The 20,955-nt window shown below is 69.7% G+C and carries 33 protein-coding genes and 1 tRNA gene; 12 read left to right on the forward strand and 22 right to left on the reverse strand.

Annotation, left to right across the window (positions count from 1 at the left end):
• Nucleotides 1-152: 152 nt before the first annotated feature.
• The 14 genes from ACP7BP_RS06765 to ACP7BP_RS06830 all read right to left on the reverse strand — a co-directional run bounded on the left by ACP7BP_RS06765 (nt 153) and on the right by ACP7BP_RS06830 (nt 6,682).
• Complete coding sequence (locus ACP7BP_RS06765; RefSeq protein WP_426243746.1) at nt 153-527, reverse strand: hypothetical protein; 375 nt, start codon at nt 525-527, stop codon at nt 153-155.
• Nucleotides 520-669: a hypothetical protein gene (locus ACP7BP_RS06770; RefSeq protein WP_426243748.1), complete on the reverse strand. Its 150-nt coding sequence runs from the start codon at nt 667-669 to the stop codon at nt 520-522. The genes ACP7BP_RS06765 and ACP7BP_RS06770 overlap by 8 nt, the downstream gene beginning before the upstream one ends.
• 2 nt (nt 670-671) lie before the next feature.
• Nucleotides 672-1,574, reverse strand: a complete 903-nt coding sequence (locus ACP7BP_RS06775) for a DUF2303 family protein (RefSeq protein WP_426243750.1) — start codon at nt 1,572-1,574, stop codon at nt 672-674.
• Between the two features lie 4 nt (nt 1,575-1,578).
• The gene (locus ACP7BP_RS06780; RefSeq protein ID WP_426243752.1) at nt 1,579-1,965 is read right to left on the reverse strand and encodes a hypothetical protein; all 387 of its coding nucleotides are present in this window, start codon (nt 1,963-1,965) and stop codon (nt 1,579-1,581) included.
• Nucleotides 1,965-2,279 (reverse strand): hypothetical protein, encoded by a 315-nt coding sequence (locus ACP7BP_RS06785; protein WP_426243753.1) that lies wholly within the window; start codon nt 2,277-2,279, stop codon nt 1,965-1,967. The genes ACP7BP_RS06780 and ACP7BP_RS06785 overlap by 1 nt, the downstream gene beginning before the upstream one ends.
• Complete coding sequence (locus ACP7BP_RS06790) at nt 2,266-2,523, reverse strand: hypothetical protein (protein WP_426243755.1); 258 nt, start codon at nt 2,521-2,523, stop codon at nt 2,266-2,268. The genes ACP7BP_RS06785 and ACP7BP_RS06790 overlap by 14 nt, the downstream gene beginning before the upstream one ends.
• Nucleotides 2,520-3,971: a ParB/RepB/Spo0J family partition protein gene (locus tag ACP7BP_RS06795; protein WP_426243757.1), complete on the reverse strand. Its 1,452-nt coding sequence runs from the start codon at nt 3,969-3,971 to the stop codon at nt 2,520-2,522. The genes ACP7BP_RS06790 and ACP7BP_RS06795 overlap by 4 nt, the downstream gene beginning before the upstream one ends.
• On the reverse strand, nt 3,968-4,330 hold the full coding sequence (locus ACP7BP_RS06800) for a hypothetical protein (RefSeq protein ID WP_426243759.1): 363 nt from the start codon (nt 4,328-4,330) through the stop codon (nt 3,968-3,970). The genes ACP7BP_RS06795 and ACP7BP_RS06800 overlap by 4 nt, the downstream gene beginning before the upstream one ends.
• A gap of 280 nt (nt 4,331-4,610) precedes the next feature.
• Complete coding sequence (locus ACP7BP_RS06805) at nt 4,611-4,895, reverse strand: hypothetical protein (protein ID WP_426243761.1); 285 nt, start codon at nt 4,893-4,895, stop codon at nt 4,611-4,613.
• Nucleotides 4,892-5,164, reverse strand: coding sequence for a hypothetical protein (locus tag ACP7BP_RS06810; RefSeq protein WP_426243763.1), 273 nt, complete (start codon nt 5,162-5,164; stop codon nt 4,892-4,894). Before ACP7BP_RS06810 ends, ACP7BP_RS06805 begins: the two co-directional genes overlap by 4 nt.
• The gene (locus ACP7BP_RS06815; RefSeq protein WP_426243765.1) at nt 5,161-5,493 is read right to left on the reverse strand and encodes a hypothetical protein; all 333 of its coding nucleotides are present in this window, start codon (nt 5,491-5,493) and stop codon (nt 5,161-5,163) included. The genes ACP7BP_RS06810 and ACP7BP_RS06815 overlap by 4 nt, the downstream gene beginning before the upstream one ends.
• An 84-nt stretch (nt 5,494-5,577) precedes the next feature.
• A complete protein-coding gene (locus tag ACP7BP_RS06820) occupies nt 5,578-5,976 on the reverse strand; it encodes a hypothetical protein (RefSeq protein ID WP_426243767.1) in 399 nt (132 codons plus the stop codon).
• Nucleotides 5,977-6,221: 245 nt separating this feature from the next.
• Nucleotides 6,222-6,434: a helix-turn-helix transcriptional regulator gene (locus tag ACP7BP_RS06825; RefSeq protein WP_426243769.1), complete on the reverse strand. Its 213-nt coding sequence runs from the start codon at nt 6,432-6,434 to the stop codon at nt 6,222-6,224.
• Nucleotides 6,431-6,682 carry a helix-turn-helix domain-containing protein gene (locus tag ACP7BP_RS06830; RefSeq protein ID WP_426243771.1) on the reverse strand — a complete coding sequence of 84 codons (252 nt, stop codon included), beginning with the start codon at nt 6,680-6,682 and terminating at the stop codon, nt 6,431-6,433. Before ACP7BP_RS06830 ends, ACP7BP_RS06825 begins: the two co-directional genes overlap by 4 nt.
• Before the next feature lie 254 nt (nt 6,683-6,936).
• Here ACP7BP_RS06830 and ACP7BP_RS06835 point away from each other — a divergent pair, with 254 nt between their 5' ends.
• From ACP7BP_RS06835 to ACP7BP_RS06845, 3 genes are all read left to right on the forward strand, one after another.
• Entirely contained in the window at nt 6,937-7,254 is a 318-nt protein-coding gene (locus ACP7BP_RS06835) for a hypothetical protein (RefSeq protein ID WP_426243773.1), read from the forward strand.
• A 123-nt stretch (nt 7,255-7,377) separates the two neighbouring features.
• Nucleotides 7,378-7,767: a hypothetical protein gene (locus tag ACP7BP_RS06840; RefSeq protein ID WP_426243775.1), complete on the forward strand. Its 390-nt coding sequence runs from the start codon at nt 7,378-7,380 to the stop codon at nt 7,765-7,767.
• A 33-nt stretch (nt 7,768-7,800) separates the two neighbouring features.
• Nucleotides 7,801-8,313 (forward strand): hypothetical protein, encoded by a 513-nt coding sequence (locus tag ACP7BP_RS06845; RefSeq protein ID WP_426243777.1) that lies wholly within the window; start codon nt 7,801-7,803, stop codon nt 8,311-8,313.
• 8 nt (nt 8,314-8,321) lie between these two features.
• On the opposite strand, the gene ACP7BP_RS06850 is transcribed toward ACP7BP_RS06845, so the two are convergent.
• The 5 genes from ACP7BP_RS06850 to ACP7BP_RS06870 all read right to left on the reverse strand — a co-directional run bounded on the left by ACP7BP_RS06850 (nt 8,322) and on the right by ACP7BP_RS06870 (nt 11,825).
• Nucleotides 8,322-8,732 (reverse strand): hypothetical protein, encoded by a 411-nt coding sequence (locus tag ACP7BP_RS06850; protein ID WP_426243779.1) that lies wholly within the window; start codon nt 8,730-8,732, stop codon nt 8,322-8,324.
• A gap of 46 nt (nt 8,733-8,778) precedes the next feature.
• Nucleotides 8,779-10,023 carry a tyrosine-type recombinase/integrase gene (locus tag ACP7BP_RS06855; protein ID WP_426243781.1) on the reverse strand — a complete coding sequence of 415 codons (1,245 nt, stop codon included), beginning with the start codon at nt 10,021-10,023 and terminating at the stop codon, nt 8,779-8,781.
• Between the two features lie 343 nt (nt 10,024-10,366).
• On the reverse strand, nt 10,367-10,777 hold the full coding sequence (locus ACP7BP_RS06860; protein WP_426243783.1) for an arsenate reductase ArsC: 411 nt from the start codon (nt 10,775-10,777) through the stop codon (nt 10,367-10,369).
• On the reverse strand, nt 10,774-11,469 hold the full coding sequence (locus tag ACP7BP_RS06865) for an aquaporin (protein WP_426243785.1): 696 nt from the start codon (nt 11,467-11,469) through the stop codon (nt 10,774-10,776). Before ACP7BP_RS06865 ends, ACP7BP_RS06860 begins: the two co-directional genes overlap by 4 nt.
• The gene (locus ACP7BP_RS06870) at nt 11,466-11,825 is read right to left on the reverse strand and encodes a metalloregulator ArsR/SmtB family transcription factor (RefSeq protein ID WP_426243787.1); all 360 of its coding nucleotides are present in this window, start codon (nt 11,823-11,825) and stop codon (nt 11,466-11,468) included. Before ACP7BP_RS06870 ends, ACP7BP_RS06865 begins: the two co-directional genes overlap by 4 nt.
• 75 nt (nt 11,826-11,900) lie before the next feature.
• Here ACP7BP_RS06870 and ACP7BP_RS06875 point away from each other — a divergent pair, with 75 nt between their 5' ends.
• Nucleotides 11,901-12,314, forward strand: coding sequence for an ArsI/CadI family heavy metal resistance metalloenzyme (locus ACP7BP_RS06875; RefSeq protein WP_426243789.1), 414 nt, complete (start codon nt 11,901-11,903; stop codon nt 12,312-12,314).
• A gap of 9 nt (nt 12,315-12,323) precedes the next feature.
• Here ACP7BP_RS06875 and ACP7BP_RS06880 read toward each other — a convergent pair whose 3' ends face one another.
• Nucleotides 12,324-13,043 (reverse strand): ANTAR domain-containing protein, encoded by a 720-nt coding sequence (locus ACP7BP_RS06880; RefSeq protein WP_426243791.1) that lies wholly within the window; start codon nt 13,041-13,043, stop codon nt 12,324-12,326.
• 296 nt (nt 13,044-13,339) lie between these two features.
• Between ACP7BP_RS06880 and ACP7BP_RS06885 the strand changes: the two genes are divergently transcribed.
• A complete protein-coding gene (locus tag ACP7BP_RS06885) occupies nt 13,340-13,627 on the forward strand; it encodes a hypothetical protein (RefSeq protein ID WP_426243793.1) in 288 nt (95 codons plus the stop codon).
• A 250-nt stretch (nt 13,628-13,877) separates the two neighbouring features.
• Entirely contained in the window at nt 13,878-14,156 is a 279-nt protein-coding gene (locus ACP7BP_RS06890) for a DUF6221 family protein (protein ID WP_426243795.1), read from the forward strand.
• A gap of 12 nt (nt 14,157-14,168) precedes the next feature.
• Here the strand turns inward: ACP7BP_RS06890 and ACP7BP_RS06895 are convergent, their stop codons facing one another.
• Nucleotides 14,169-14,375 (reverse strand): hypothetical protein, encoded by a 207-nt coding sequence (locus ACP7BP_RS06895; protein ID WP_426243798.1) that lies wholly within the window; start codon nt 14,373-14,375, stop codon nt 14,169-14,171.
• Between the two features lie 57 nt (nt 14,376-14,432).
• Between ACP7BP_RS06895 and ACP7BP_RS06900 the strand changes: the two genes are divergently transcribed.
• Nucleotides 14,433-14,660 carry a hypothetical protein gene (locus tag ACP7BP_RS06900; protein ID WP_426243800.1) on the forward strand — a complete coding sequence of 76 codons (228 nt, stop codon included), beginning with the start codon at nt 14,433-14,435 and terminating at the stop codon, nt 14,658-14,660.
• A 395-nt stretch (nt 14,661-15,055) separates the two neighbouring features.
• Here ACP7BP_RS06900 and ACP7BP_RS06905 read toward each other — a convergent pair.
• A tRNA-Arg gene (locus ACP7BP_RS06905) sits at nt 15,056-15,132 on the reverse strand.
• A gap of 259 nt (nt 15,133-15,391) precedes the next feature.
• Between ACP7BP_RS06905 and ACP7BP_RS06910 the strand changes: the two genes are divergently transcribed.
• The 5 genes from ACP7BP_RS06910 (at nt 15,392) to ACP7BP_RS06930 (ending at nt 20,953) form a co-directional block, all read left to right on the forward strand.
• Entirely contained in the window at nt 15,392-16,501 is a 1,110-nt protein-coding gene (locus ACP7BP_RS06910; RefSeq protein WP_426243802.1) for a glycosyltransferase, read from the forward strand.
• A 5-nt stretch (nt 16,502-16,506) separates the two neighbouring features.
• Nucleotides 16,507-17,064, forward strand: a complete 558-nt coding sequence (locus tag ACP7BP_RS06915) for a tetratricopeptide repeat protein (RefSeq protein ID WP_426243804.1) — start codon at nt 16,507-16,509, stop codon at nt 17,062-17,064.
• Nucleotides 17,065-17,135: 71 nt separating this feature from the next.
• Complete coding sequence (locus ACP7BP_RS06920; protein ID WP_426243806.1) at nt 17,136-18,293, forward strand: hypothetical protein; 1,158 nt, start codon at nt 17,136-17,138, stop codon at nt 18,291-18,293.
• Between the two features lie 345 nt (nt 18,294-18,638).
• On the forward strand, nt 18,639-19,601 hold the full coding sequence (locus tag ACP7BP_RS06925; RefSeq protein ID WP_426243808.1) for an ABC transporter ATP-binding protein: 963 nt from the start codon (nt 18,639-18,641) through the stop codon (nt 19,599-19,601).
• Nucleotides 19,598-20,953 (forward strand): ABC transporter permease, encoded by a 1,356-nt coding sequence (locus ACP7BP_RS06930; protein ID WP_426243810.1) that lies wholly within the window; start codon nt 19,598-19,600, stop codon nt 20,951-20,953. The genes ACP7BP_RS06925 and ACP7BP_RS06930 overlap by 4 nt, the downstream gene beginning before the upstream one ends.
• The last annotated feature ends 2 nt before the right edge of the window (nt 20,954-20,955 follow it).

Here is a 20,955-nt window from a genome sequence, read left to right on the forward strand (position 1 = left end):
GCCGATCTGCGGCGCGACGCACGGAGGCATCGGCTGCCAGCGGGTTGGCGGCAGTGCGACGGAGATAGTCGTCCATGCGATCAGCCAGACGGAGCGCACGAACGCGGCCTGCCAGCATGCTGCGCTGCACCTGCTCAGCTACAGAGACCGAATCAGCCACGATCCTCACCTCCGAGGTATGTGTCGGCGATCGCGAGGGCGGCGTGGTCTGCGGGCGTGTGCGCCTGTCCGCCGCTGAGGCCCATGACACGTGCGGTCTCGACCAGGAGGTCGGCGACTGCGAGCGTGAAGTCGGGGTGGCACCCGACGACGTACGCCGCGGCTGGTCCCATGTCGAGGCCGATGTCGAACGCCACGGGCGGGTGCGTGTCGCTTCCGTCGGGCTTGGCTCCGTAGACCACGGTGGCCATCCCGATTCGACCGATCACTCCCTTAACTGAGCCCCAGGGGCTCGCAGGAACCTTGGTCGCACGCTCGCGGATCAGCTCGGCCGCCTTCGTCAGGCGGTCGACGTCCTTCTCAGCCACGGCGTCCACCGCCCACCAGGCAGGCGACACAGATCGCGATGACGAGGATCTCCAGCGGCGTGAATCCCGCGAGCACGAGCACGAGCACCGTGACGGCGGCGACCACGACCGCCGTCACGATGCTGAGCTTGGAGAGAGACATGGTCACGCCGGCCGACCGGTGAAGACGGGCTGCTCGACCTGGGCGTTGACGTTCTCGACGATGGCGTCGAACACCGCCTTGGCGGCTTCCTTCGGGTACGACATGGCGTACGACAGGGACAGGCGGCCGTCACGGATGCGGTACCGGAACCGGACGTTGATGTCACAGGCCTCGTTCTGACCCCAGTACGGCTGGATCGAGAGGTTGAACTCGGTGGGGATGTCGAGGTCGCCGGACTGGCCCGCCTTCGCCGTGATGCTCTCCTCGTAGCGGAGAGTGACCTCGCCGGAATGCAGCCGCTGAGCCGACTTGAAGTTCACGCCGGTGGAGGCGTGGAACGACTGGGCGATCTCGAGCATGGTGGCGGCGTCGGGGACGGTGATGTCGAGGAAGTTGTCCTCGAGGTGCTCGGCGAAGGCCTGCTGGTCCATCCACTTCTTGTCGTTGCCGAGCCAGGCCGTCCAGGAGTCGGTGGGGATGAGCTCGAGCAGGATGCGGTGGTCGCCGTGCCCGGCCGCGGCCTCCACGCGGGAGGAGTCCTCGGCGGGGGTCTGGGTGCCGGTGCCGGCGTGGGCATTGATGATGCCGACGAGGGCCTGGCGGGCGGGGTCGGCCCAGATCTCGGTCTCCCGGAGGCCGTGCTTGGCGATGTAGTCGATGAACGACGACGCGTCCTGGACGTGCACGGTCCCGGTCTTGCGGCGCGGGTGGGCGGCGTACCGGTCCTCGATCGCGCGGAGGTCGATCTGGTGCAGCTGCGCACCGGCCGGGGTGACCACGGTGTGCAGGTCGTCGGTGACCCTGTGGGGTTCGGCCAGGGCGATGCCGGCCTGGACCGCGGAGTCGGTGTCGCACGTTGGGTTGTGCAGGCGGCGGGTCGTCTCTGGGGTGGCTTCGGTGTTCATGAGGTCAGCGGGCCTTTCGGTTGATGGGGGAGACGGACCCTGCGTCCGGCTCGTCGATCTCTTCGTCCTGGGCGGCGTCGTCGCTGGTGCCCGGGATGGTGTGCTGGGAGGGATCGGTCCGCGTGAGCGACAGGTCGTCGGTGAGGAAGAAGAGCGACGGCTTCTGGTTGCGCGTCGGTGCCTTGACGGCGATCTGGTCGGTGACCTTCATGCGGGTGTCGTCGTCGGCGTCGGGCTCGAAGGTGAGCTTGAGGACGATGTCGCCCTTCTTGCCCGTGTCGACGCACGCCGCGACCAGGTCGTGGATCTTCTGGGTGAGGTCATGTGCGGTCTTGCCGCGTCGGAGCTCGGCGATCATGTCGAGCGCTGGCCGCTGGTGGGTGCTGCTCATCAGGTGGTGCCTCCTGTGCTGTCGTCGGTCTGGGTGTGTGGCGGGTCGTCGTAGTGGGGGCGGTGGAACGGGAAGCCGGAGACGATCTCCTTCGCGGCGTCCTCGGTGAGCTCGTGGCGGACCATGTAGTCCTCGATGAGGTCGGCCACGGTCCAGGCCTGGCCGGCGATGAGGACGTGCGCGCCGGTGGCTTCCTGGGTGAACGGGGGCCGGTCCTTCGCTTCGTAGGCCCGCCACGCACCGGTGGGCCACCGGCGGGCGAGGATGACCCGCTCGGCGCAGCGGTTGCAGGTGCGGGGCTCAGACGGGCGCATCGGCAGGTCTCCTTGCCTTGAGGCGACCGTTGACGAGGAGCTGCCCGGCCCATGTGCCCCGCGGGGCGACACGTCGTTCCCATGCGTCGTGGCCGGTCTTGTCGAGCGCCTCGCTCAGCTGCCCCTGGCACCAGTCCAGTGCCGGGCATGCGGCGCAGTGCCGCGCGGCTTCCCGGTGGTCGATGACGTCGATCGAGTCGAACAGCACCGGGTCACTGGCGCAGGCGGTCGGCTTGATGGTCACTCGTCGTCACCCCCACCGTCGTCTAGGGCGGCGAGTGCCTGCTCGGTGCGGGATCGGATCTCCCGGTCGGGGTCGCCCAGCTGGTAGCCGGCGGCGGTGATCCAGTCCCACAGGGCGAGCTGTCGCTGCAGGGCGTCGGCGTCGTTGTCGGGCGCGGCGTCGAGCTGGGCGTCGGTCATCACGGCGAGGAAGACCCCGAACGCGTCGAGTGCCCGAGCCGGGCGGTCGGCCTGGAGCTCGGCGGCGTACGACTCGCGGGCGGCGATCGTGGCCTGCCACGTCGGGACGGTGTCGTCGAGTTCGACACCGGCAGCGGTGAGGAACGTCCGGTCGTCCATGACACCGTCGAAGATGTAGGAGTCGGCCACCACGGCCGGCAGCAGCGCACGGACGGCGGTGCCGAGCTGCTCGGCCGGCTTGCCCTTGCTGGGGAGCAAGCTGCGGAAGTGCTCGGCGAGCCACCCGATGCGGACCTTGGTGGCGGCCTTGGCCGCCGCGGCGGCGGCCTGCCGCTCCTCGTGCTGCCGGTCGAGCTCGGCCTGGCGGACGGCCATCTCTGCTCTCTCGGCTTCCTGGGTCGTTCGCGCGGTGGACGCGGCGCTCTTCTCGGCCGGCTGGTGCTGGTCGGGGTCGAGGCACACCAGGAAGGGCTCTTGGAAGGAGTCGGGGGAGTGGAGGACGTAGCCGAGGCACTCGGGGTGACCCTCGTGCGTGCGGAGGTCCGCGTCCGTGAACCGGGTGAGGCTCCAGTACTCGGTGGCGGAGTCGACCTTCGCCGCGCCCAGGTCGCTGTTGAGCCGTTCGGCGGCTGCGGTGTTGCGGGCGATGCGTGTGCGTCGGTCTTGGGCCTGGCGGAGCTTCCACGCGAAGTTGTGGGTGCCGATGTGCTCCTCGAGCTCCGCGAGAGCCTCGGGGTCGTCACTGAACTGGAGCAGCGCCTCGGCGTCGGCGATGGTGATGTCGCCGGCGTGCAACCGGTCGGACGCGGCAGCGGGGAGTCCGGCGAGCTTGATGCGTGCCTTGACGGTCGACTGGGCGCGGCCGGTCGCGGCGGCGATGGCCTTGGCGTCCATGCCGAAGAGCTGGAGCTGTACGTACGCGTCGGCTTCCTCGACGGCGGTGAGGTCCTGGCGGTGGAGGTTCTCCACGAGCATGGCCTCGAGCTGCTGCGCGTCGGTGACGAGGTCATCGCGGATGAAGGCGGGGACCTCGGACAGTCCTGCACGCGTGGCGGCGTTGTGGCGGCGGTGGCCTCCGAGGAGCACGTAGTCGCCCGGGAGGTCGGGGTGGGGCGCGACGGTGACCGCGGTCATGATCCCGACAGAGCGGACCGATGCGACCATCTCCTCGTCTGCGACCGCACGCCGACGCGGGTTGGAGGGGTGGATGTGGATCCTGTCGAGCGGGACAGGTGCGGTGCGGGAGGGCTGCTCGGTGGTGGTGGTCATGCGGGGGCTCCCTGGAGGGCTCCGGCCATCGGCGCGTAGACGTTCACGCGGGCGGCCTTGGTGGACTTGAGGGTGGAAGGGGTCACGCCGACGTATCGGATGAGCCCGTCGTGCTGGGCGGCGATGAGGCGCCGGGAGATCAGGCACTTCCGCACCTCCGGCAGCAGCGGGCGGAGGTCGTTTGCCGAGAACGGCTTGCCCTGGCCGACGAACGCCCGGATCGCCTGGTCAATGACCCGGCGGTCCCACTCGTCCCGGGGGCCGTGCTCTGCAACCGCGGCGTGGTACTCGGCCCACCCAGCGGAGACCAGGGCACGGACCTCGTCCGACACCGGCGCGGCGACGATCGGGCGGCTCACGACCCGGCCTCCGACACGTGGACACGGCAGACCGTGGATCCACACACCCGGCACATCGGCAGGCGAACCGAGCCGAGACCGCTGATGCGTGCCTGCCGCTCGACGCTGTCGGCCATCGCCGCCGCTGCGCGGCCACGCGTCCGGGGACGCCGCTCGCCTGACGCCAGGAGCGCGATAGCCCGTCGTACGCCGTCGTGGCGGTGATGACTCAGGGACTGCTCTGGCCGCGTCGCCGCGGCATGGGCGATCTGGGTGGCGTGGGACTGCCACGGCTGCGCCGTCACTGGTCCGCCTCCCTGTCCAGGAGTCGGAGAGGGCGCACGCGAACGGCAGCCGGGAGGGTGGTGCGCAGCTGTGCGTCGGCCATCGCAGCGGCGCGCATCATGTCGACGACCTCGTGCCCCCACTCCTCGTTGACCTCGGTCTGGTCCTTGTTGAGCAGGGCCCAGGCCTGGGCGACCAGCCGGGCGGTGGCGGGGTTGGTCCGGATGAGGACCTCACCGTCGAAGTGCGTCGCCTCGAGACGCGGCTGGGGTACGCCGCCCGGGATGTTGGAGATCGTCACCGGGCCCGCCTCTCGAGGTCGCGGGTTCTGGTGACCGGTGGGAGGGCGATGATCCGTGCGCGGAGGCTGGTGACGGCGCGGAGATCGGCGCGGAGCTGCTCGTTCTCCTGCTGTGCGACCAGGGCCCGCTCGACGGTGCGGTTGAGTCGCATCGCGGTGCGGTTCAGCCGGTCGTGCAGGTCGACAGCCCACGCGGCCATGAGCACGGCACCGGCGAGGGCCAGGAGCGGCCACAGGGCGACGACGCCCGTGATGAAGTTCTCGATCATCGCTTCACCGCCGCGCAGTGAGTGATGACGTTGATCAGGGCGCGGACGTTGCGGGTGTCGCATCGGTCGAGGACGGTGCGGAGGTCACCAGTGGTCAAGGACTCGAGGATCCGCCACTGGGCGGCCTCGCCGGCGGAGAAGGTGGCGACGTCCCAGAGGGCTGTGATGGCGATGGAGTCGTCGCCGCGGGTGTCGGTGTCCCCGGGCCGACCGCCCGACGTGCAGAGCGTCAGCGCGGACTGCCGGACGAACTCGAGGATCGGCTCCTGGAACGCGTCGCCCGGGATGTGGATGGTCGGTGTGGTGGTGGTACTCGCGGTCTCCGTCATGGGAGACTCCTTCCAGTTCGTGAGCCCCGGTTCTTGCCCTGCTAGGCGCCGGGGCTCCGGCTATTTCGGTGGTGTGCGCGTGCGTCAGGCGGTGGCCTTGATGAACCCGAGGCGGCGGATCCGCTCCTCGCGCTCTCGCCAGAGGGCGTCCTTGTCGGCCTTGCGTGCTGCGTCGGCGTGCTCGCGGTGGGCCTCGAATTTCTCGGCGAGGCCGGAGTCGTGGTGTGCGCCGATGCGGCCGCGTGCCCGTTGCAGGTGCTGGGCGAGAGGGCCGCTGGTCTTGCCGGCGGGCGAGAGCACCGGTGTCCGGTGCATGGCGGGGAAGCCGACTAGGAGCAGCGCGAGGAACTCGACCCGCTCGACCTCTTCGACGGTCGCGGCCATGAAGGCGTCGACGGCCAGGTCGAACGGCGTGACGTCGACGTACGCCGCCAGCCATTCGTCCCGGGCGATGGGGTGCTCGGCCCGCGAGGCGACGTCCACTTTCGCCAGGCGGGCCGAGCAGCGTGCACACACGCGGCGGCAGGAAGACGGGTCGAGAGCCGTTCCGGAGCGCTCGAGGACCGTGAGCCGTCGGGTGCGTGCACGACAGGCCGTCCGGCCGCTGCGGGGGACAAAGCGGCCGGACGGAGTCAAGGGGCCCACGTAGACGTGGGTGACCCCGCTGGGGCGGGCGACGAACTGCGCGTGGTCGCCAGCGGCGCGGAGCAGCTGCAGGGGAGAGGACATCAGGCCGCCGCCTTCTTGCGATCGACGTATGCGTCGATGTCGCGGGCGTCGAACGTGACCCTTGCGCCAACGTCGACCTTGGGGCCGAACTCGCCTTCGGCCGCGAGCTGCTTCGCGCGCCGGACGCTGCAGTTGAGGTACCAGGCGATCTCGTCGTACCCGAGCAGCCGCCGTGGAGTGCGTGGGTCGATGGCCTTCTTCTTCGCGGTCACGCCGCCCCCTGTCGGATGTTGTGTCCTGCGTCGTCGGAAACTCGGACCAAGAAGAGATCGTCCACGCCGACTCCCAGGTGGTTGGCGATCCGTAGGGCGGGCTCGGTAGAGAGCGTCCGGACCTCGCCTGAGAGCAATCGGTTCATGTACGAGTGCGACCTCCATCCGGCGATCTTGGATAGGCGCCGTGCTGACACGCCCTGGATGACCATCAGCTTGGCCAGCTGCTTGCGGTCTTTCAGGATCATGTAGAGCTCCGATGGAGGGGTCCTCTTGGATGGCATCAACGTACTCCCGGTCGGTGTCAGTGTCCAGCGTCGTAGGACATAGTTTCCGACGAAGGTGTCCACCGGTCAACTCCTAATGTGGTGTCGCCCCGCCTGACCTGCAATAACAGCGTTGTAGTTCGGTACTCTTTGGTGTCCACACGCGTGAAACTCTCGACGGATCGGCGTGTCCGCCCTGGTTGCGCGGCCTAGACCACACTCAGGAACATCCCTCTATGCGACCTTCGAGCAAGCCCACGGGTGCCTTGTGGCGCCTGCTCGAGGAGTGGGCGAGCAACCACCCGCTCGATCCCAACCAGCGCCAGCTCGCCCACCTCTTCGGTGTGTCGGACTCCCTGCTGAGCAACTGGAAGTACATGGAGTCGGCCATGCAAACCGACGACATGCTCCGAGTGAGCGAGGCCACCGGGATCGCGTTCGAGGTCCTCGCTCAAGCTGTCCGGGAGGACTCACCCCACGTACAGATCGCGGTAGCCGCACGGCGGAGCCCGAAGCGTCCTCCGCAAGGGCCGCGCGAGCAGCAGGCGGACTGATGTGCAGGAGAGCCTCATTCAAGGCTGCACTGTCGGTGGCTACCCCTAGCGTCGCGCCTCGTGCTGGGGGACAGGTTTCATCCATGGCGACGGCTGCGAGCTCTCGGGCCATCGTGGCGACTCGTGTGGAGCGACAGCCTGCCCGTGGACCTCTACGGGCACACGGACTACGCCAAGCGCCTGATCACGCTGCGGACCGGTATGAGCTTCGAGGAGCGCCGCTGCACGATCACCCACGAGGTCGAGCACGTACTCCGCGGGCCGGTGTCGCGTTGCCGCGAACTGAGGGAGGAGTACGCCGTAGATCTCCGCTGTGGCCGACTGCTGCTGCCCTCGGTCCGAACGCTTGCCGATTCACTCATCTGGCACCACGGCGACCTCGAGGCCGTCTCCGAGGAGATGTGGGTCGACCCGTGGACCTTGGAGAGCCGACTCGGCAGCCTGCGGCCGCTGGAGCGCGGCTACCTGCACCGTCGACTGGCTGACGTCGAGCTGCTGACCGTTGACCACTGAGCACCAGATCCATCATCAAGGGGGAGAGTCACCATGAAGATCCGAGCCGCACTCGCGTTAGTACCGTGCCTGGTCGCGCTCAGCGCGTGTGGTGGCGGTGACAGCGACGCGGGCGACGACAAGCCTGAAGGCTCGGCGGCGGAGTCCACCAAGCCGGCCTCGGCCGATGTGACGGTGACGCTGCAGGATCTGGGCAAGCTCGACGCGTTGTTCCACGGCAACGGGCCCACGTGCACGACCGCTAACCTCGCGGACGCATTCGACCTGGCGATGGAGAACCCGAAACTGTCACCGAAGGACCTGCTGGAGCTGCTGCCCAAGACGAAGGTCATCGTGGCCGATGAGAGCGGGACCACCCTCGGGTTGGAAGAGCTGCCTGCGACCGGCGGGGCGTTCGACAAGGGCTCTGGTTGCACTTGGGAGGTGTCGTTCTCAGGCATCGATGTCAGCGAGTTCTACAAGGTCACGCTCGAGCAGGGCGACTTCACCACGTCGACTCAGGTCGAGGGTGGAGCGCCGACAGTCGAGGTCGACCTCACGTTCTAGCGGACCACCTACCCGGCTGAGTCGCTCCCGCCGGTCTGGTTCCTCTGGGCGGCCTTCGTGCGTTCGCCGTGGTGGTCCTGGTCGCTGAGTTTCTCGCGCTTCGCCCACGCGATCTCGCCCGTCTCCGGGTCCTGCCACACCTCGACGAAGAGGTCGCGGTCGCGATCGGTGTAGATGGTCTTCAGCTCGAGCCGTTGCCGGTCGTGGTTCCACGCCTCCACGGACTTCGCCTCGCGAACCGGCCTCCGCGTCGGATCCGGCCTGACCTTCGCACGCACGTCGGTGATGCCCTGATTGGGTTTCGTCATCCGGATGGTCACGCTCTGCTGCAGCTGTGACGGAGGCGTGCACAGGGCACAGAAGAGGAGGCCGCTGGCGGCGGGCTCCCTCTCGCAGGCGACGCATGAACGCTGGATCACGACGTCAGGCTAGTACTCGCTCTCGGCTCGGCCGAACCAGTTCTGATCATCCCCAGACCGCGGCGCCGATCTTGTCGGCTGCGGTGCGCTTCGCCTCGTCGACAGCGTGGCGGTAGTTGGACGCGGTACTGACCTGCGACCAGCCCATGATGTCCATGACCACCCGCGGGTCGATGCCCTGCAGGAGCATCATCGTGGCGGCGGTATGGCGAGCAGCGTGCAGCTTCAACGGGGCGACACCGGCCTTCTCAAGGAGGGCATGCCAGGCCTTGCGGTCCTCGCGGCCGTCGATCACGCCGCCGTCACGGTATGTGAAGACCAGGTCGAGGTCGTTGCGCCACTTGTCGCCTACCAGGAGCTTGCGTTCGTTCTGCTCGCGGCGGTGCTTGCGGAGCTCGGCGACCAGGGGCGCGGGCAGCGCGACCTCGCGCTTCGACCGCTCGGTCTTGGGCGGGCCGAAGACCAGGCCTTTGCCCTTGAGCCGAAACACGGTCTGCCGGACTCGCAGGGAACCGCCGTCGAGGTCGATGTCCTCCCAGCGCAGCGCGAGCGCCTCGCCCTGGCGCAGGCCCATGGCGAGCGCGACGGTCCAGCGTGCGGCGTTCCAGGTGCCCACGGCCGCGGCGAGCACCTTGCGCCAGTCCTCGGTCGGGAGCGGCACGACCTCCTTGTCGCTCTTGGCGGGCGCGTCCATCGCGTCAGGCCCGGCGGGGTTAGCCGCGAGCATCCTCTTCTGCATGGCCAGGCGCAGCATCCGAGACAGGATCGTGTGTGCCCAGTGCACGGTCGTGGGATCCAGCGGCGTGGCGTCCGGGCCCTTCATCGGATTGCCGATCTCGGCGAGGTGGTGCCAGGCGGCTTCGATGTCGTCGGGGTCGAGCTTGTCCAGGCGGATGTGACCGAGGAGCGGGATGAGGTACTGGTCGAAGCAGTAGCGGTACTTGGCCAGGGTCGACTCGCGCGGCTTCTTCTTCTGCCGGGGGAGCACGGTGGCGTGGCAGTGGTTCAGCCACTGCTCGACCGTGGGTGACTTCCCGACCGGAAGCGTCACCTTGGCCAGCTCGGCACGCAGGTCGCGGACCTTCGCGGCGCACCCCGACTCGGTGTTGGCCGTGCGGGTCTTGCGCACAGCGATCGCAGCGCCCTTCGCGTTGCGCTTGTAGCCGACGACCACGGCGCCTCGCCACTTGCACGCGCACGTCGACTTGCCCCGCGGGCCCTTCGGCCGCGGGCAGTCCTTGACGTGGACCTGGTAGACGGACCCGTCTCCGTCGTTGCGCTGCTTGCTCACGTGCTCTCCGTACTTGCCGGACCGGCTGTGCAACTGTGCGTCGCACCCTCTCAGGTTACGCCGACAGTTCGGCTCCATGTAGCAACGCGGATAGCAACGCGATGCTCAACAGGTGCGGCACTCCTGCACTCCATCAGGCGTGGTTGAGCGTGATCCGGGCCATTTCGGGATCCACTGCACACCCATTCCGGCAACTCATACTTGCCGGGGTTCCACCTATTTCGGGGGTCGCGTCGACCCTCGTCAGGGAATGCGCAGGCCCCGCGATCTCATACATCGCGGGGCCGAGTCCATTGGACCGCGCCCCGCGACGCAATCGGGGGATTGGCCGAGCGTGTCGCGGCTACGCCTTCTCGGGGAGCAGCTCGGCCAGCAGTCGCTCGACCCGGCCGCGGATGTCGTCGCGGATCCGCCGTACGGCGTCGAGGTCCTGGCCCGCGGGGTCGTCGAGCTGCCAGTCCTCGTAGCGCTTACCGGGGAAGAACGGGCACGCGTCGCCGCAGCCCATCGTGACCACGACGTCGGAGCCCTGCACCGCCTCGGTCGTCAGCACCTTCGGCTGCTCGGCGGTGAGGTCGATGCCCTCCTCCCGCATGACCTCGACGGCCACCGGGTTGACGTGGTCGGCGGGCTCGCTGCCTGCCGAGAGCACGTCGACCCGACCGGCCCCCAGGTGCATGAGGTAGCCGGCGGCCATCTGCGAGCGACCCGCGTTGTGGACGCACACGAACAGGACGCTTGGCTTGGCGGTCATCGGGCTGGCTCCTGGTCTGCGGCGACGGCGACGGGGGTGGGGAAGAGGAAACGCACGGCGACGAGACCGAGCGCACCGCCGACGAGCTGGCAGGCGACGAAGGCGGGTGCGGCCGACGGCTGGATGCCGGCGAAGGTGTCGGAGAGGGTGCGGGCCACGGTCACGGCGGGGTTGGCGAAGCTGGTCGAGCTGGTGAACCAGTAGGCCGCAGTGATGTAGCCGCCGACGGCCAGCGCCACCGTGTCGGCGCGGCCGGTGCGCAGGCAGCCGAAGACGACCAGCACCAGGCCGAAGGTGGCGACCACCTCGGCGAGCCACAGGTCGCCACCCGTGCGGTCGTGGGTCGAGAGGGCCACCGCATCGAGGTCGAACATCAGGTTCGCGATCACGACGCCGACCACGCCGCCGACGACCTGCGCTGCGACCAGGGCGGTCGTCGTACGGCCGTCGATGACGCCGAGCGCCCGTTCGATCACCGTCACGACCGGGTTGAAGCTCGCGGAGACCGGCTGCAGCGCGAGGATGAGGGCGACGAGGACGGCCCCGGTCACGAGACTGTTCTCGAGAAGCTGGAGGCCGACGTCGTCGGGGGAGAGCCGGGTCGCCGCGATCCCCGACCCGACCACGGCCATCACCAGGAAGGCCGTGCCGATCAGCTCCGCGACGGCCCGACGAGCGAGTACGACGGTCACCGGGCCACCCCGCCGAGCAGCGCCCCGACGTCGGCCAGCGCCTCCCCACGGATGCGGTAGTAGACCCACACCCCGCGCTTGCTCCGGTCGAGGAGGCCGACTTCGTGGAGCACCTTGAGGTGATGGCTGATGGTGGGCTGGGAGAGATCGAAGGCGTCGTTGAGATCGCACACGCAGGCCTCGCCGTCGGCATGGGATGCGACCAGTGAGAGGAGCCGCAGGCGAACCGGGTCGGCCAGGGCCTTGAGTAGCGGGGCGATCCGCTCGGCGCCCTCCGCAGAGAGCGGCTCCTTGGCCAGCGGGGAGCAGCAGGCGACGGCCTGGACCGGGGTGAGCTCGAGAACGGACTTCGACATGCGTCTATGTTGACAGACGTCGATGTCTCGTTGCAACATCGGATATCGACAGATATCTATGTATTGGAGAAGTTCATGAACCGCATCCAGCTCGCGCTCAACGTCGACGACCTCGAGTCATCGATCGCCTTCTACGGCAAGCTCTTCGACGCCGCACCGGCGAAAGTCCGACCTGGCTACGCCAACTTCGCCATCGCCGAGCCGCCGCTCAAGCTCGTTCTCATCGAGAACCCCGGCCACGGCGGCTCCCTCAACCACCTCGGCGTCGAGGTCGGCGACGTCGACGCGGTCGACGCGATCCAGTCCCGACTGGCTGCCGACGGCCTCGCCTCGGTCGACGAGCGTGGCGTCACGTGCTGCTACGCGAAGCAGGACAAGTTCTGGGTCGAGGGCACGCCCGACGGTGAGCCCTGGGAGGTCTACACCGTGCTTGCCGACGCTCCTGCTGCTGCCGAGCCGGCCGCCGACGGGCAGCCCTGCTGCGCGTGAGCGCCGCGCTCAGGTGCGTGGCGCGGGGGTGCTCGACGGCCGTCGGCCGGCGCCGACCTGGTCGACGATCTCCTGCGCCACGGTCCTGATCCGGAAGTTGGTGGTGGACGAGACCCGCGTGAGGTATTGGAAGGCGCGGTGCTCGTCGACCCGGTGGCGCTCCATGATGATGCCGATCGCCATGCCGATGACGCCGCGGTTCTCCATGCCCTCGTGCAGCTGCTCGACGATCCGGGCGCGACCGAGCGCGATGGCGGCATGCGTGGCGAAGAGCTCCGCGGCGGCGACGGAGTCGGCGCCGATGGAGTTGCTGTTCAGGGAGTACAGGTTCAGCCCGCCCAGCGTCTTGTCATCCGCCCACAGCTGCACACCCAGCTGCGCGCCCAGCCCGGCTTCGGCAGCCAGCTCTGCGTAGCGTGGCCAGCGGCTGTCGCTGAGCACGTCCTCGGTGGCGACGATCGGTCCCTCGCGGATCGCTTCCACGCATGGGCCCTCGTTGAGCTTGTACTGGAGCTCGTCGAGGTCCCAGACCAGCGACCCGGTGGCAGCCTTGGTCTCGATGGTCCCGTCGCGGTGGACGACGCTGATCCCCACCTCGTCGACGCCGGGCACCGACTGTCTCGCGGCCCGAACGATCGCGTCGAGGGTGTCCTCGACCGAGCGCGGGGAGTTGATGATGCGCGCCGAGTCGGCCAGCGACGTCGCGAGGTCGTGGTTCGGTTCGGTCATGCCTGCGCTCCACTCGTCATGGGGTGGATCCAGGGGCCTGCGTGCTGCACACGAGGCGACCGAAGACATCCCCATCTCAGTCGGGGTGGTCGACGAAACTCTACGATTTTCCGGGCGTCTGGAAGCAGCCCCCGAGGCCCTCTGCCGGACCCCGAGGGCCTACGAGCGCTTCCAAGCCCCCGCGGAGGCCGTGCCCGCACCTGCGAGGTACCCGTTCGGCAGCGCACCAATCGTGGCTCCGGTATGACCACCGTCGACCGGGGCGACTTAAGTAGTCCGGCTTGTAGGGTCGCCGCGTGGAGTACTGGCAGGACGACAAGCGGATCGCTCGCCTCAGCGACGCCGGCGTCGCACCTGGCGAGGTCTACGACTGGGACTCCGGAACCTGGCTACCCGACGCCGGTGTGGGGGAGGGCATCCGGCCCTTGGGCGACTGGATCTCCATCACCGAGGAGAAGGAGCTGCTGCTCACCGAGGCCCCTCAGGGGTGGCTGGGCCCCTCCGCCGCCGAGGCGGACTGTCCTCCCGCGCCGACCGGGGACGCACCGTCGACGGCTTCCGTCGTACACCCCCAGGAGGGGTGAGGACGGCGTAGCCGCTGCTGTACGACGCGCCTGCGAGAGCGACGCGGACAGGCTGGTGCCCCCGGGCGGATTCGAACCACCGACCGGCGGACGAGAAGCCCGGTCCGGGCTCCCCGGCCGTCGCGGCGCGCCCCTGCCGTGCTCTCGCCGACATGAGGGCCGCGCTCACCCACAGGTCGCGCGGGGGTTGCCCCGGCTCGCCTATCGCGCGCATCATCGCGATGGGGGCGACGGAATCGGGGGCAGGAACATGACCTACTTGACGCATCCGATGGTGGATTTCCTGCTGGCCAGAATCACCGAGCGGGAGAACGAGGCGCTCGAGGAGCGCGACGAGGGCTGGCCTCCCGGGGTGCTGGCCGCGTGCGAGGCCGACCGCAACATGATCCAGTGGGCGATGGGCATCGAAGAACTCCGCGACATGGGCGACGAAGCCGCGCCGCTTACCCCGCTGGGCGACACCGCGCTCCGCAGTATGGCCAGCGTGTACGCAGACCACCCGAACTTCCGGGACGAGTGGCGCCAGTAACCAGAGTGCCAGTCAGGTCTCGTCCACTGGGTGCACTCGGTCGGCAGTGACGGTGTCGAGGAACGCCGAGCCGGGTGAGCGAGTCCAGGAGACGTTGGCCGCCCACTCGTCCTCGCCTACGGGGAGCCACGCTCGGAGCCCGCCGGGGTACCAGATGCCGTCGACCAGAACCTCGACCAGGGGCCGTTCCCAGCCGCTGTAGACCTGCGGTTCACGCATGGAGACAGGGTGCCAGGGCGGGCCGACAAATCAGCGTTCGCGTTGTAGCGTCCCTGCGTGGAGTACTGGCAGGACGACAAGCGGATCGCTCGATTCCGGGTCGACCCGTTCGTCGATCCAGTGGCTGCGGTGGGCGAGGTCTACGACTGGGAGTCCGGCACGTGGCTCCTCGACGAAGGCGTCGCAGTAGACGTCTCGTCCGGGCGGTGGGTCCCGATAGACGAGGAGAAGGCGCTCCGAAGTACAGAGGATCCACAGGGGTGGCTGGGACCATCGCCGACGTAACTCGAGCGGGGCGTCTCCCGAGACGACCCCCGGGGGCTTTCCCCTGAACCCGGGGGCCAGCAGGTGCTTGCCACCGCTGTTCTGGCACCCGCCACCGCGCGGTACCCACGTTTGCGGGCCGCCATTCGCCGGTCTAGTCACCGCCCACGGACACACGAAAGCGCCCCGCCACCCGGGGGGTGACGGGGTGCCGTGTACAGGGATCAGGGTAGGCCTGTTCGACCCCACCAGGGAAGGAGGCGGAGTGCCGGGTCAGGTGCGGTCTTCGACGAGGACCTCGCCGAGGTCGAGGTCGTTTTAGCCGGGCACCTCGAGGTACAGCCGGTGGCGGCCGCGCTCGAGGTCGTGCACGGGGATGCGGAGCTGCCGGACGGGGCCAACGCCGCCGAAAAGGCTGGTGCCCCCGGGTGGATTCGAACCACCGACCGGCGGATTAGAAGGCCGCTGCTCTATCCAGCTGAGCTACGGGGGCGGAGGACCGGAACTGCAGTCGGGAGAAACCCCGGGACGACTGAGTTGCGGTTCGACGTGCAGTTCCAATCCGACCGACAGCATAGTGACGTCTCGACGTGGCCCGCCTTCGCGCGCCGACTCGCCGAGGCCGATCTGCACAAGCCGGCGCAGTGCGATCCGGTCGCGCACGTCCAGGTCGTCTCAACCATCGGCACCCGAGACACAGCGCCACCCTGGGCCATGTCTCCTCCGGTGCGCCTTCCCTAGACTCCATGGCCGTGGCCGATAACCGAGCCAGGCTCTGCCTGACCATGATCGTCAGGGACGAGGCCGCCATCATCGAACGCTGCCTGGCGGCCGCGGCTCCCTGGATCGACGCCTACGCGATCCACGACACCGGCTCGTCCGACGGCACGGCAGAGATCGTCCGGTCGTTCTTCGAGCGGCACGGTGTGCCCGGCAGGGTGACCCACGGCCGCTTCGACGACTTCGCCCAGGCCCGCAACGACTCCCTCGCCGCGGCGCGTGACACCGCCGCGGCGTACGACGTCGACTACCTCCTGCTGTGCGACGCCGACATGGAGCTCGTGGTCGAGGACCCCGCCTTCCGCAATTCGCTGACCGCGGACGCCTACCTCCTCGGCCAGCGGGCCAGCGGCCTCCATTACGCGAACCTGAGGCTCCTGCGAGTCGACGCACCGACGCGCTACGTGGGCGTCACCCATGAGTACCTCGACGTCGGCTCGGCCGCCCGACCGACCCTCGACGGGGCCTGGTTCCGCGATCATGCGGAGGGCTCCAGCCGCCGGGGCAAGTTCGAGCGCGATCTCGCGCTGCTGGAGCGCGGCCTCACCGCCGAGCCCGGCAACGCACGCTATGTCTTCTACCGAGCCCAGACGCTGCGCGACCTCGGACGGGACCGGCAGGCCGTGTCAGCCTACGAACACCGAGCATCCCTGGGTGGCTGGGAGGAGGAGGTCTGGTACTCGCTCCTGCAGGTGGCGGTGCTGCGCGAGCGGCTCGCGGACAGCGACCGTGACGTGCTCACGGCCTATCTGGCCGCGTTCGAGCGCCGACCCGGTCGCGCCGAGACCCTCGTAGAGCTGGCCCGCCATCTCCGCGAGCGCGGCCGTCACGAGCTCGCCCACGTCTTCGCGACCAGGGCGGTCCAGCTGGCGCCGACGGACGACATCCTCTTCGTGGTGCCCGCCTGCTACGGCTGGCGCGCCCGCGACGAGCTGTCGATCTCGAGCTACTGGGTGGGCAGGTACGCCGAGTCCGCCGCCCTCGCCCAGACCGTGCTGACGGACCCGGAGCTGCCGCCGGAGGAACGACGTCGCGTCGAGCAGAACCTCGCCTTCGCGCGCGAGCGCACCGCCCTACACTGACCGGCGTGCCTCGTCCCACCCTCGCCGTGCTCGCGCTGCTGAGCCTCCTCGCCGTCACCGGGTGCAGCGGGGACGACACCGACGAGGGGCCATCGCAGGCAGCTTCGGCCTCGGCCAGCCTGTCGGCCGCGGACACCCTGGTCCAGACTGCCCTGCAGCAGCTCGACACGGGCGAGGACGCGAAGGCCCGGGCCACCTTCGAGAACGTGCTGGAGCTCGACCCGGACAACGTCTACGCCCACTACAACCTCGGTCTGTTGGCCCAGGACGCCGGGAACGACGCGCTCGCGCTCAGGCAGTACGACGCCACACTGACGGCCGACCCCGAGTTCACCTCGGCGCTCTACAACAAGGGCATCGTCCTCGAGGCGAGCGATCTTGAGGCCGCGGTCGAGCTCTACCGGCGCGCCCTCGCGATCGACCCTGACCTGGCGGCCGCCCACATGCGTCTCGGCTTCGCCCTCCTACACCTGGGCGAGACCGACGAGGCCGAGGGGCACCTCTCCACCGGCGTCGAGCTGGACCCGTCGATGGCGGACGTCCCGGCCCCGTCCTACGACTGAGCACCCGACCGCCCGGGCTCAAGTTCTCCCGATTCGGCACAGGTCGCCCGCGGATCCACTAGCGTCATCCGGTGCCCACCTCCCGGCCCCGTGCCCTCGCCTCCCTGTCCCTCGCCACCTTGGCCCTGGCCACCCTCGTCGGAACTGGTGGGCCGGCCGGCGCCGCCGACAGGACGAAGCAGGACGTCCGGGTCATCCGCGCCTGCTTCAGCGTCGAGACCGGCAAGGTCCGGATCGTCCACCAGGTCACGGAGTGCCGGTCCGGCGAGGACCACATCCGCTGGGTCCGCGGCAAGGACCGCACCGAGGGCAAGCGCGGCTCGAAGGGCGCGACGGGTGCCACCGGTCCGGCAGGACCCGCCGGCGTCACGGGTGCGACCGGCGCCACGGGTGCGACCGGCGCCGCCGGAGCGACCGGTGCGACCGGCGCCGCTGGGGCGACCGGTGCGACCGGCGCCGCTGGGGCGACCGGTGCGACCGGTGGCATCGGGCCCGCCGGCCCGACCGGGCCCGCCGGCCCGACCGGTGCGACCGGCGCCACCGGATCCACGGGTGCGGCCGGCACGACGGGCACGGCCGGAGACATCGGACCGACCGGCGCCACCGGACCCGCCGGGCCGAGCGGCGCCACGGGTGCGACGGGTGCGACGGGCCCCGCCGGTGCCACAGGCCCCGCCGGCGCCACGGGCGCCACGGGCGCGGCTGGCTCTGGGGTCATGCTGTCGAGCAGCAGCGGCCAGGTGGCGACCACGAGGACCGTCCTCGGCGGGAACCTCAACACCGTGGCGGTGCTGCCGATCAGCGGCGCCGGCTCGGTCAGCAACGTCTCCATCGTCGGCGGGACGATCGACGCGACCAACAGCGACATCGCGGGCTTGGCCCAGCCGATCACCGGCGACCACACCCTGACCAGCCTCGACGGCTACTTCACCAACACCAGCGCGATGAGCCTGGTCGGCTCCACGCTCAGCCTCCGGGTCGAGCTCTGGACCTCATCGACCCCGGACAACGTCTTCACCCCGGTCCCGGGAGCATCGTGCACGTTGGCGCCCGCCCTCACCGGCATCCTCGCCATCGGAACGGTCACGAACTGCACGACCAACGGTCTGGCCATTCCGATCACGAACCAGACCCAGGCCATCCTCGTCGTGCGCTCGGACGTGATCGCGGGCCTCGACACGACGTCGACCCTCAACGGCTACTGGTCCGCCGGCCTGACCCTGTCCTGACGGAGGCCCCGCGTCAGAGCAGGCCGCGCACCGGCGTAGAGCAGCGCGGAGAGGCTCGGCGGCAGCCCGTCGGCGCGGTGGTCGCATGCGACGGAGCGTTCTCGCGCACCGGGTCGAACATGCCGGGTCGACGGTCATGTAGCGGGTGCTAGCGCCTCTCAACGCAGGTGAGAGCTCGCGATCCGTCGCGCCCGCCGAGCTCCGGCTGCGCTCCGGGGCTGTGCCGTCTGCACGCGTGCCTACCGGTCGGATCCCGTTCGCCGAACGTTCGCCTTCGGCAGCAGCAAAGTAAAGACGAGGTCCCTACGTTGCTTCTGGCAGCGTTCACAACCTCCTGGGGAGCACATGGACCACACCCCCGCAGTCCGGGCTCGCGGGATCAGCAAGTCCTTCGGCGACGTCGTCGCACTTGACAACGTCGACCTCGACATCGCCGTGGGTCAGGCACACGGGCTGATCGGTCCTAACGGAGCAGGGAAGACGACCCTGCTCGGACTGCTCCTCGGCCTCGCGGTCGCCGACAACGGTGACCTGGAGGTCCTGGGGACGCGAGTGAGCCGGATCCTCGCGGTGCCGGACGGGGTCGCGGGCTTCGTGGACGGGCCCGACCTGTATCCGTCGCTCACGCCGCGGCAGAACCTCTCCGCGGTGGCCTCGCTTCGCGGGTACGGCGCGGCGAGCGTCGCCGAGGCGCTGGAGGAGGTCGGTCTCACCGAGGTCGCCGACGACCGGGTCCGTGGGTTCTCGCTCGGCATGCGGCAGCGTCTCGGCCTCGCGGCGGCGCTGATCACGCGCCCCCGGCTGCTGGTGCTCGACGAGCCGGCCAACGGCCTCGACCCCGCAGGCAGCCGCCGCGTGCACGAGGTGATCACAGCCCTTGCCGCCGCCGGCAGCGCGGTCGTCCTCTCCAGCCACCGGATGGACGACCTCGCAGCGCTGTGCTCCGAGGTGACGATCCTCGCGACGGGGAGGGTGGTCTTCTCCGGCCCGATGAGCAAGCTCGAGGCGGAGGGCGCGGAGCTCGACTACCGGGTGCGGACCTCAGATCCCAGCGCCGCTCGGCGGGTGGCGAGCGAGACGCCGGGGATCCGCCTCGCGACCGGTGGTGACACGCATCTGCCACAGGCTCCGGACACGCTCGTCGTCCGCGGCCCCGTCCCGGCACTGGACGAGCTGGTCGTCCGCCTCGTCGGCGCCGGCGTAGCGGTCCGCGGGCTCGCACCGGTCATGGCACCGCTCGAGGCGGCGTTCCTGGCGCTGACGGGCAGCCACGCGGAGCTCACCACGAGCGAGGAGGATCTCCGATGAGTGTGGCCACCGCGCAGCCCGGGGTCGCCGTACGCCCAGCGCCGATGCTGCAGGGCTACCGCTTCGAGCTCCTCAAGCTGCTGTCGGAGTGGCGGCTGCGCATCCTGCTGCTGGCCTGCTGGATCGCGCCCGGGACGTTCATCGCCGTGGTCAGTCAGCAGAGCTCGCTCCCCGCCGACACGGTCTTCGGCCGGTGGATGAACGCGACGGGCTGGTCAGGAGCGCTCGTCGTGCTCGCCTTCTCCTGCAGCTGGGCCCTTCCGTTGCTGACGTCCCTGGTCGCGGGCGACGTCTTCGCCGTGGAGGACCGGCTCGGCACGTGGCGACACCTCTTGGTCACGGTCCGATCGCCACGGCGCATCTTCCTCGCGAAGGCGCTTGCCAGTGCGTCGGTGATCATGCTGCTCGTCGTCGGCCTGGCCGTCTCGGGCGTCGTGGGCGGGCTCGCCTCGGCCGGGAACCGGCCGCTGGTCGGTCTGGACGGGCACGTGCTGAGCGGCTCGGAGGCAGCGGGCCGAGTTCTGCTGGCCTGGCTGTGCGTGCTGGCGCCGACGCTGGCCTTCGCCGGGGTCGGCCTGCTGGGTTCGGTGGCGATGGGGCGGTCGCCGATGGGGCTCCTGATGCCTGCGGTGCTCGCCGTGCTGCTGGCGGTCGCGCAGCTGCTGCCGCTGCCGGTCGTGGTGCGGCTCGCTCTGCCGAGCCAGGGGTTCATCGCCTGGCGGGGTCTCTTCACGGCGCCCGCACAGACCGGTCCGTTGGTGGTCGGCATCATCGTCGCCCTGACGTGGGCCGCCGCGGCCACCGCGTTGGCCTTCCTGCTCTTCGTACGCCGAGACTTCACCGGCCAGGCGAACGACGGCTCGGGCCGGCGGCTCGTCGTGGGCGGAGTGCTTCCACTCGTGGCTCTCACCGCGGTGTCCGTGCTCGTGGTCGCGATCGCCACGCCGGCCACCGGATCGGGGATCGAGAGGCCGAAGCTGGAGCGGTCGCTGGCGACGGCGTACGCCCACCTCTACAAGCTCCAGGCCCAGGAGCTGAACCGGCCGGCGGTCACGGAGGCACAGCTGCGCACGAGTGCCACCTGCGACAAGGGCGGCGGCCGGGTGACCGACGAGGGTCCCGGCAACGACTGGCGGTGCGTCGTGTCCTGGCATCTCCCCGGCGCCACCGCCGTCGGGTCCGCGAGCTACCAGCTCGACGTCACCGCCGACGGGCGGTACGTCGCCGACGGCGACGGACCCAAGGAGGTGAACGGCCTCTTTCAGATCCGGGCTCCGTACGGCGACGCCCCCAACCCCCTCTGGCAGCTCGACGGAACCATCGACCTGCTCACCACCTCTTGGAAGGACTGATC

Origin of the sequence: Nocardioides sp. LHG3406-4 (genome assembly GCF_049897745.1) — a bacterium.
GTDB lineage: Bacteria > Actinomycetota > Actinomycetes > Propionibacteriales > Nocardioidaceae > Nocardioides.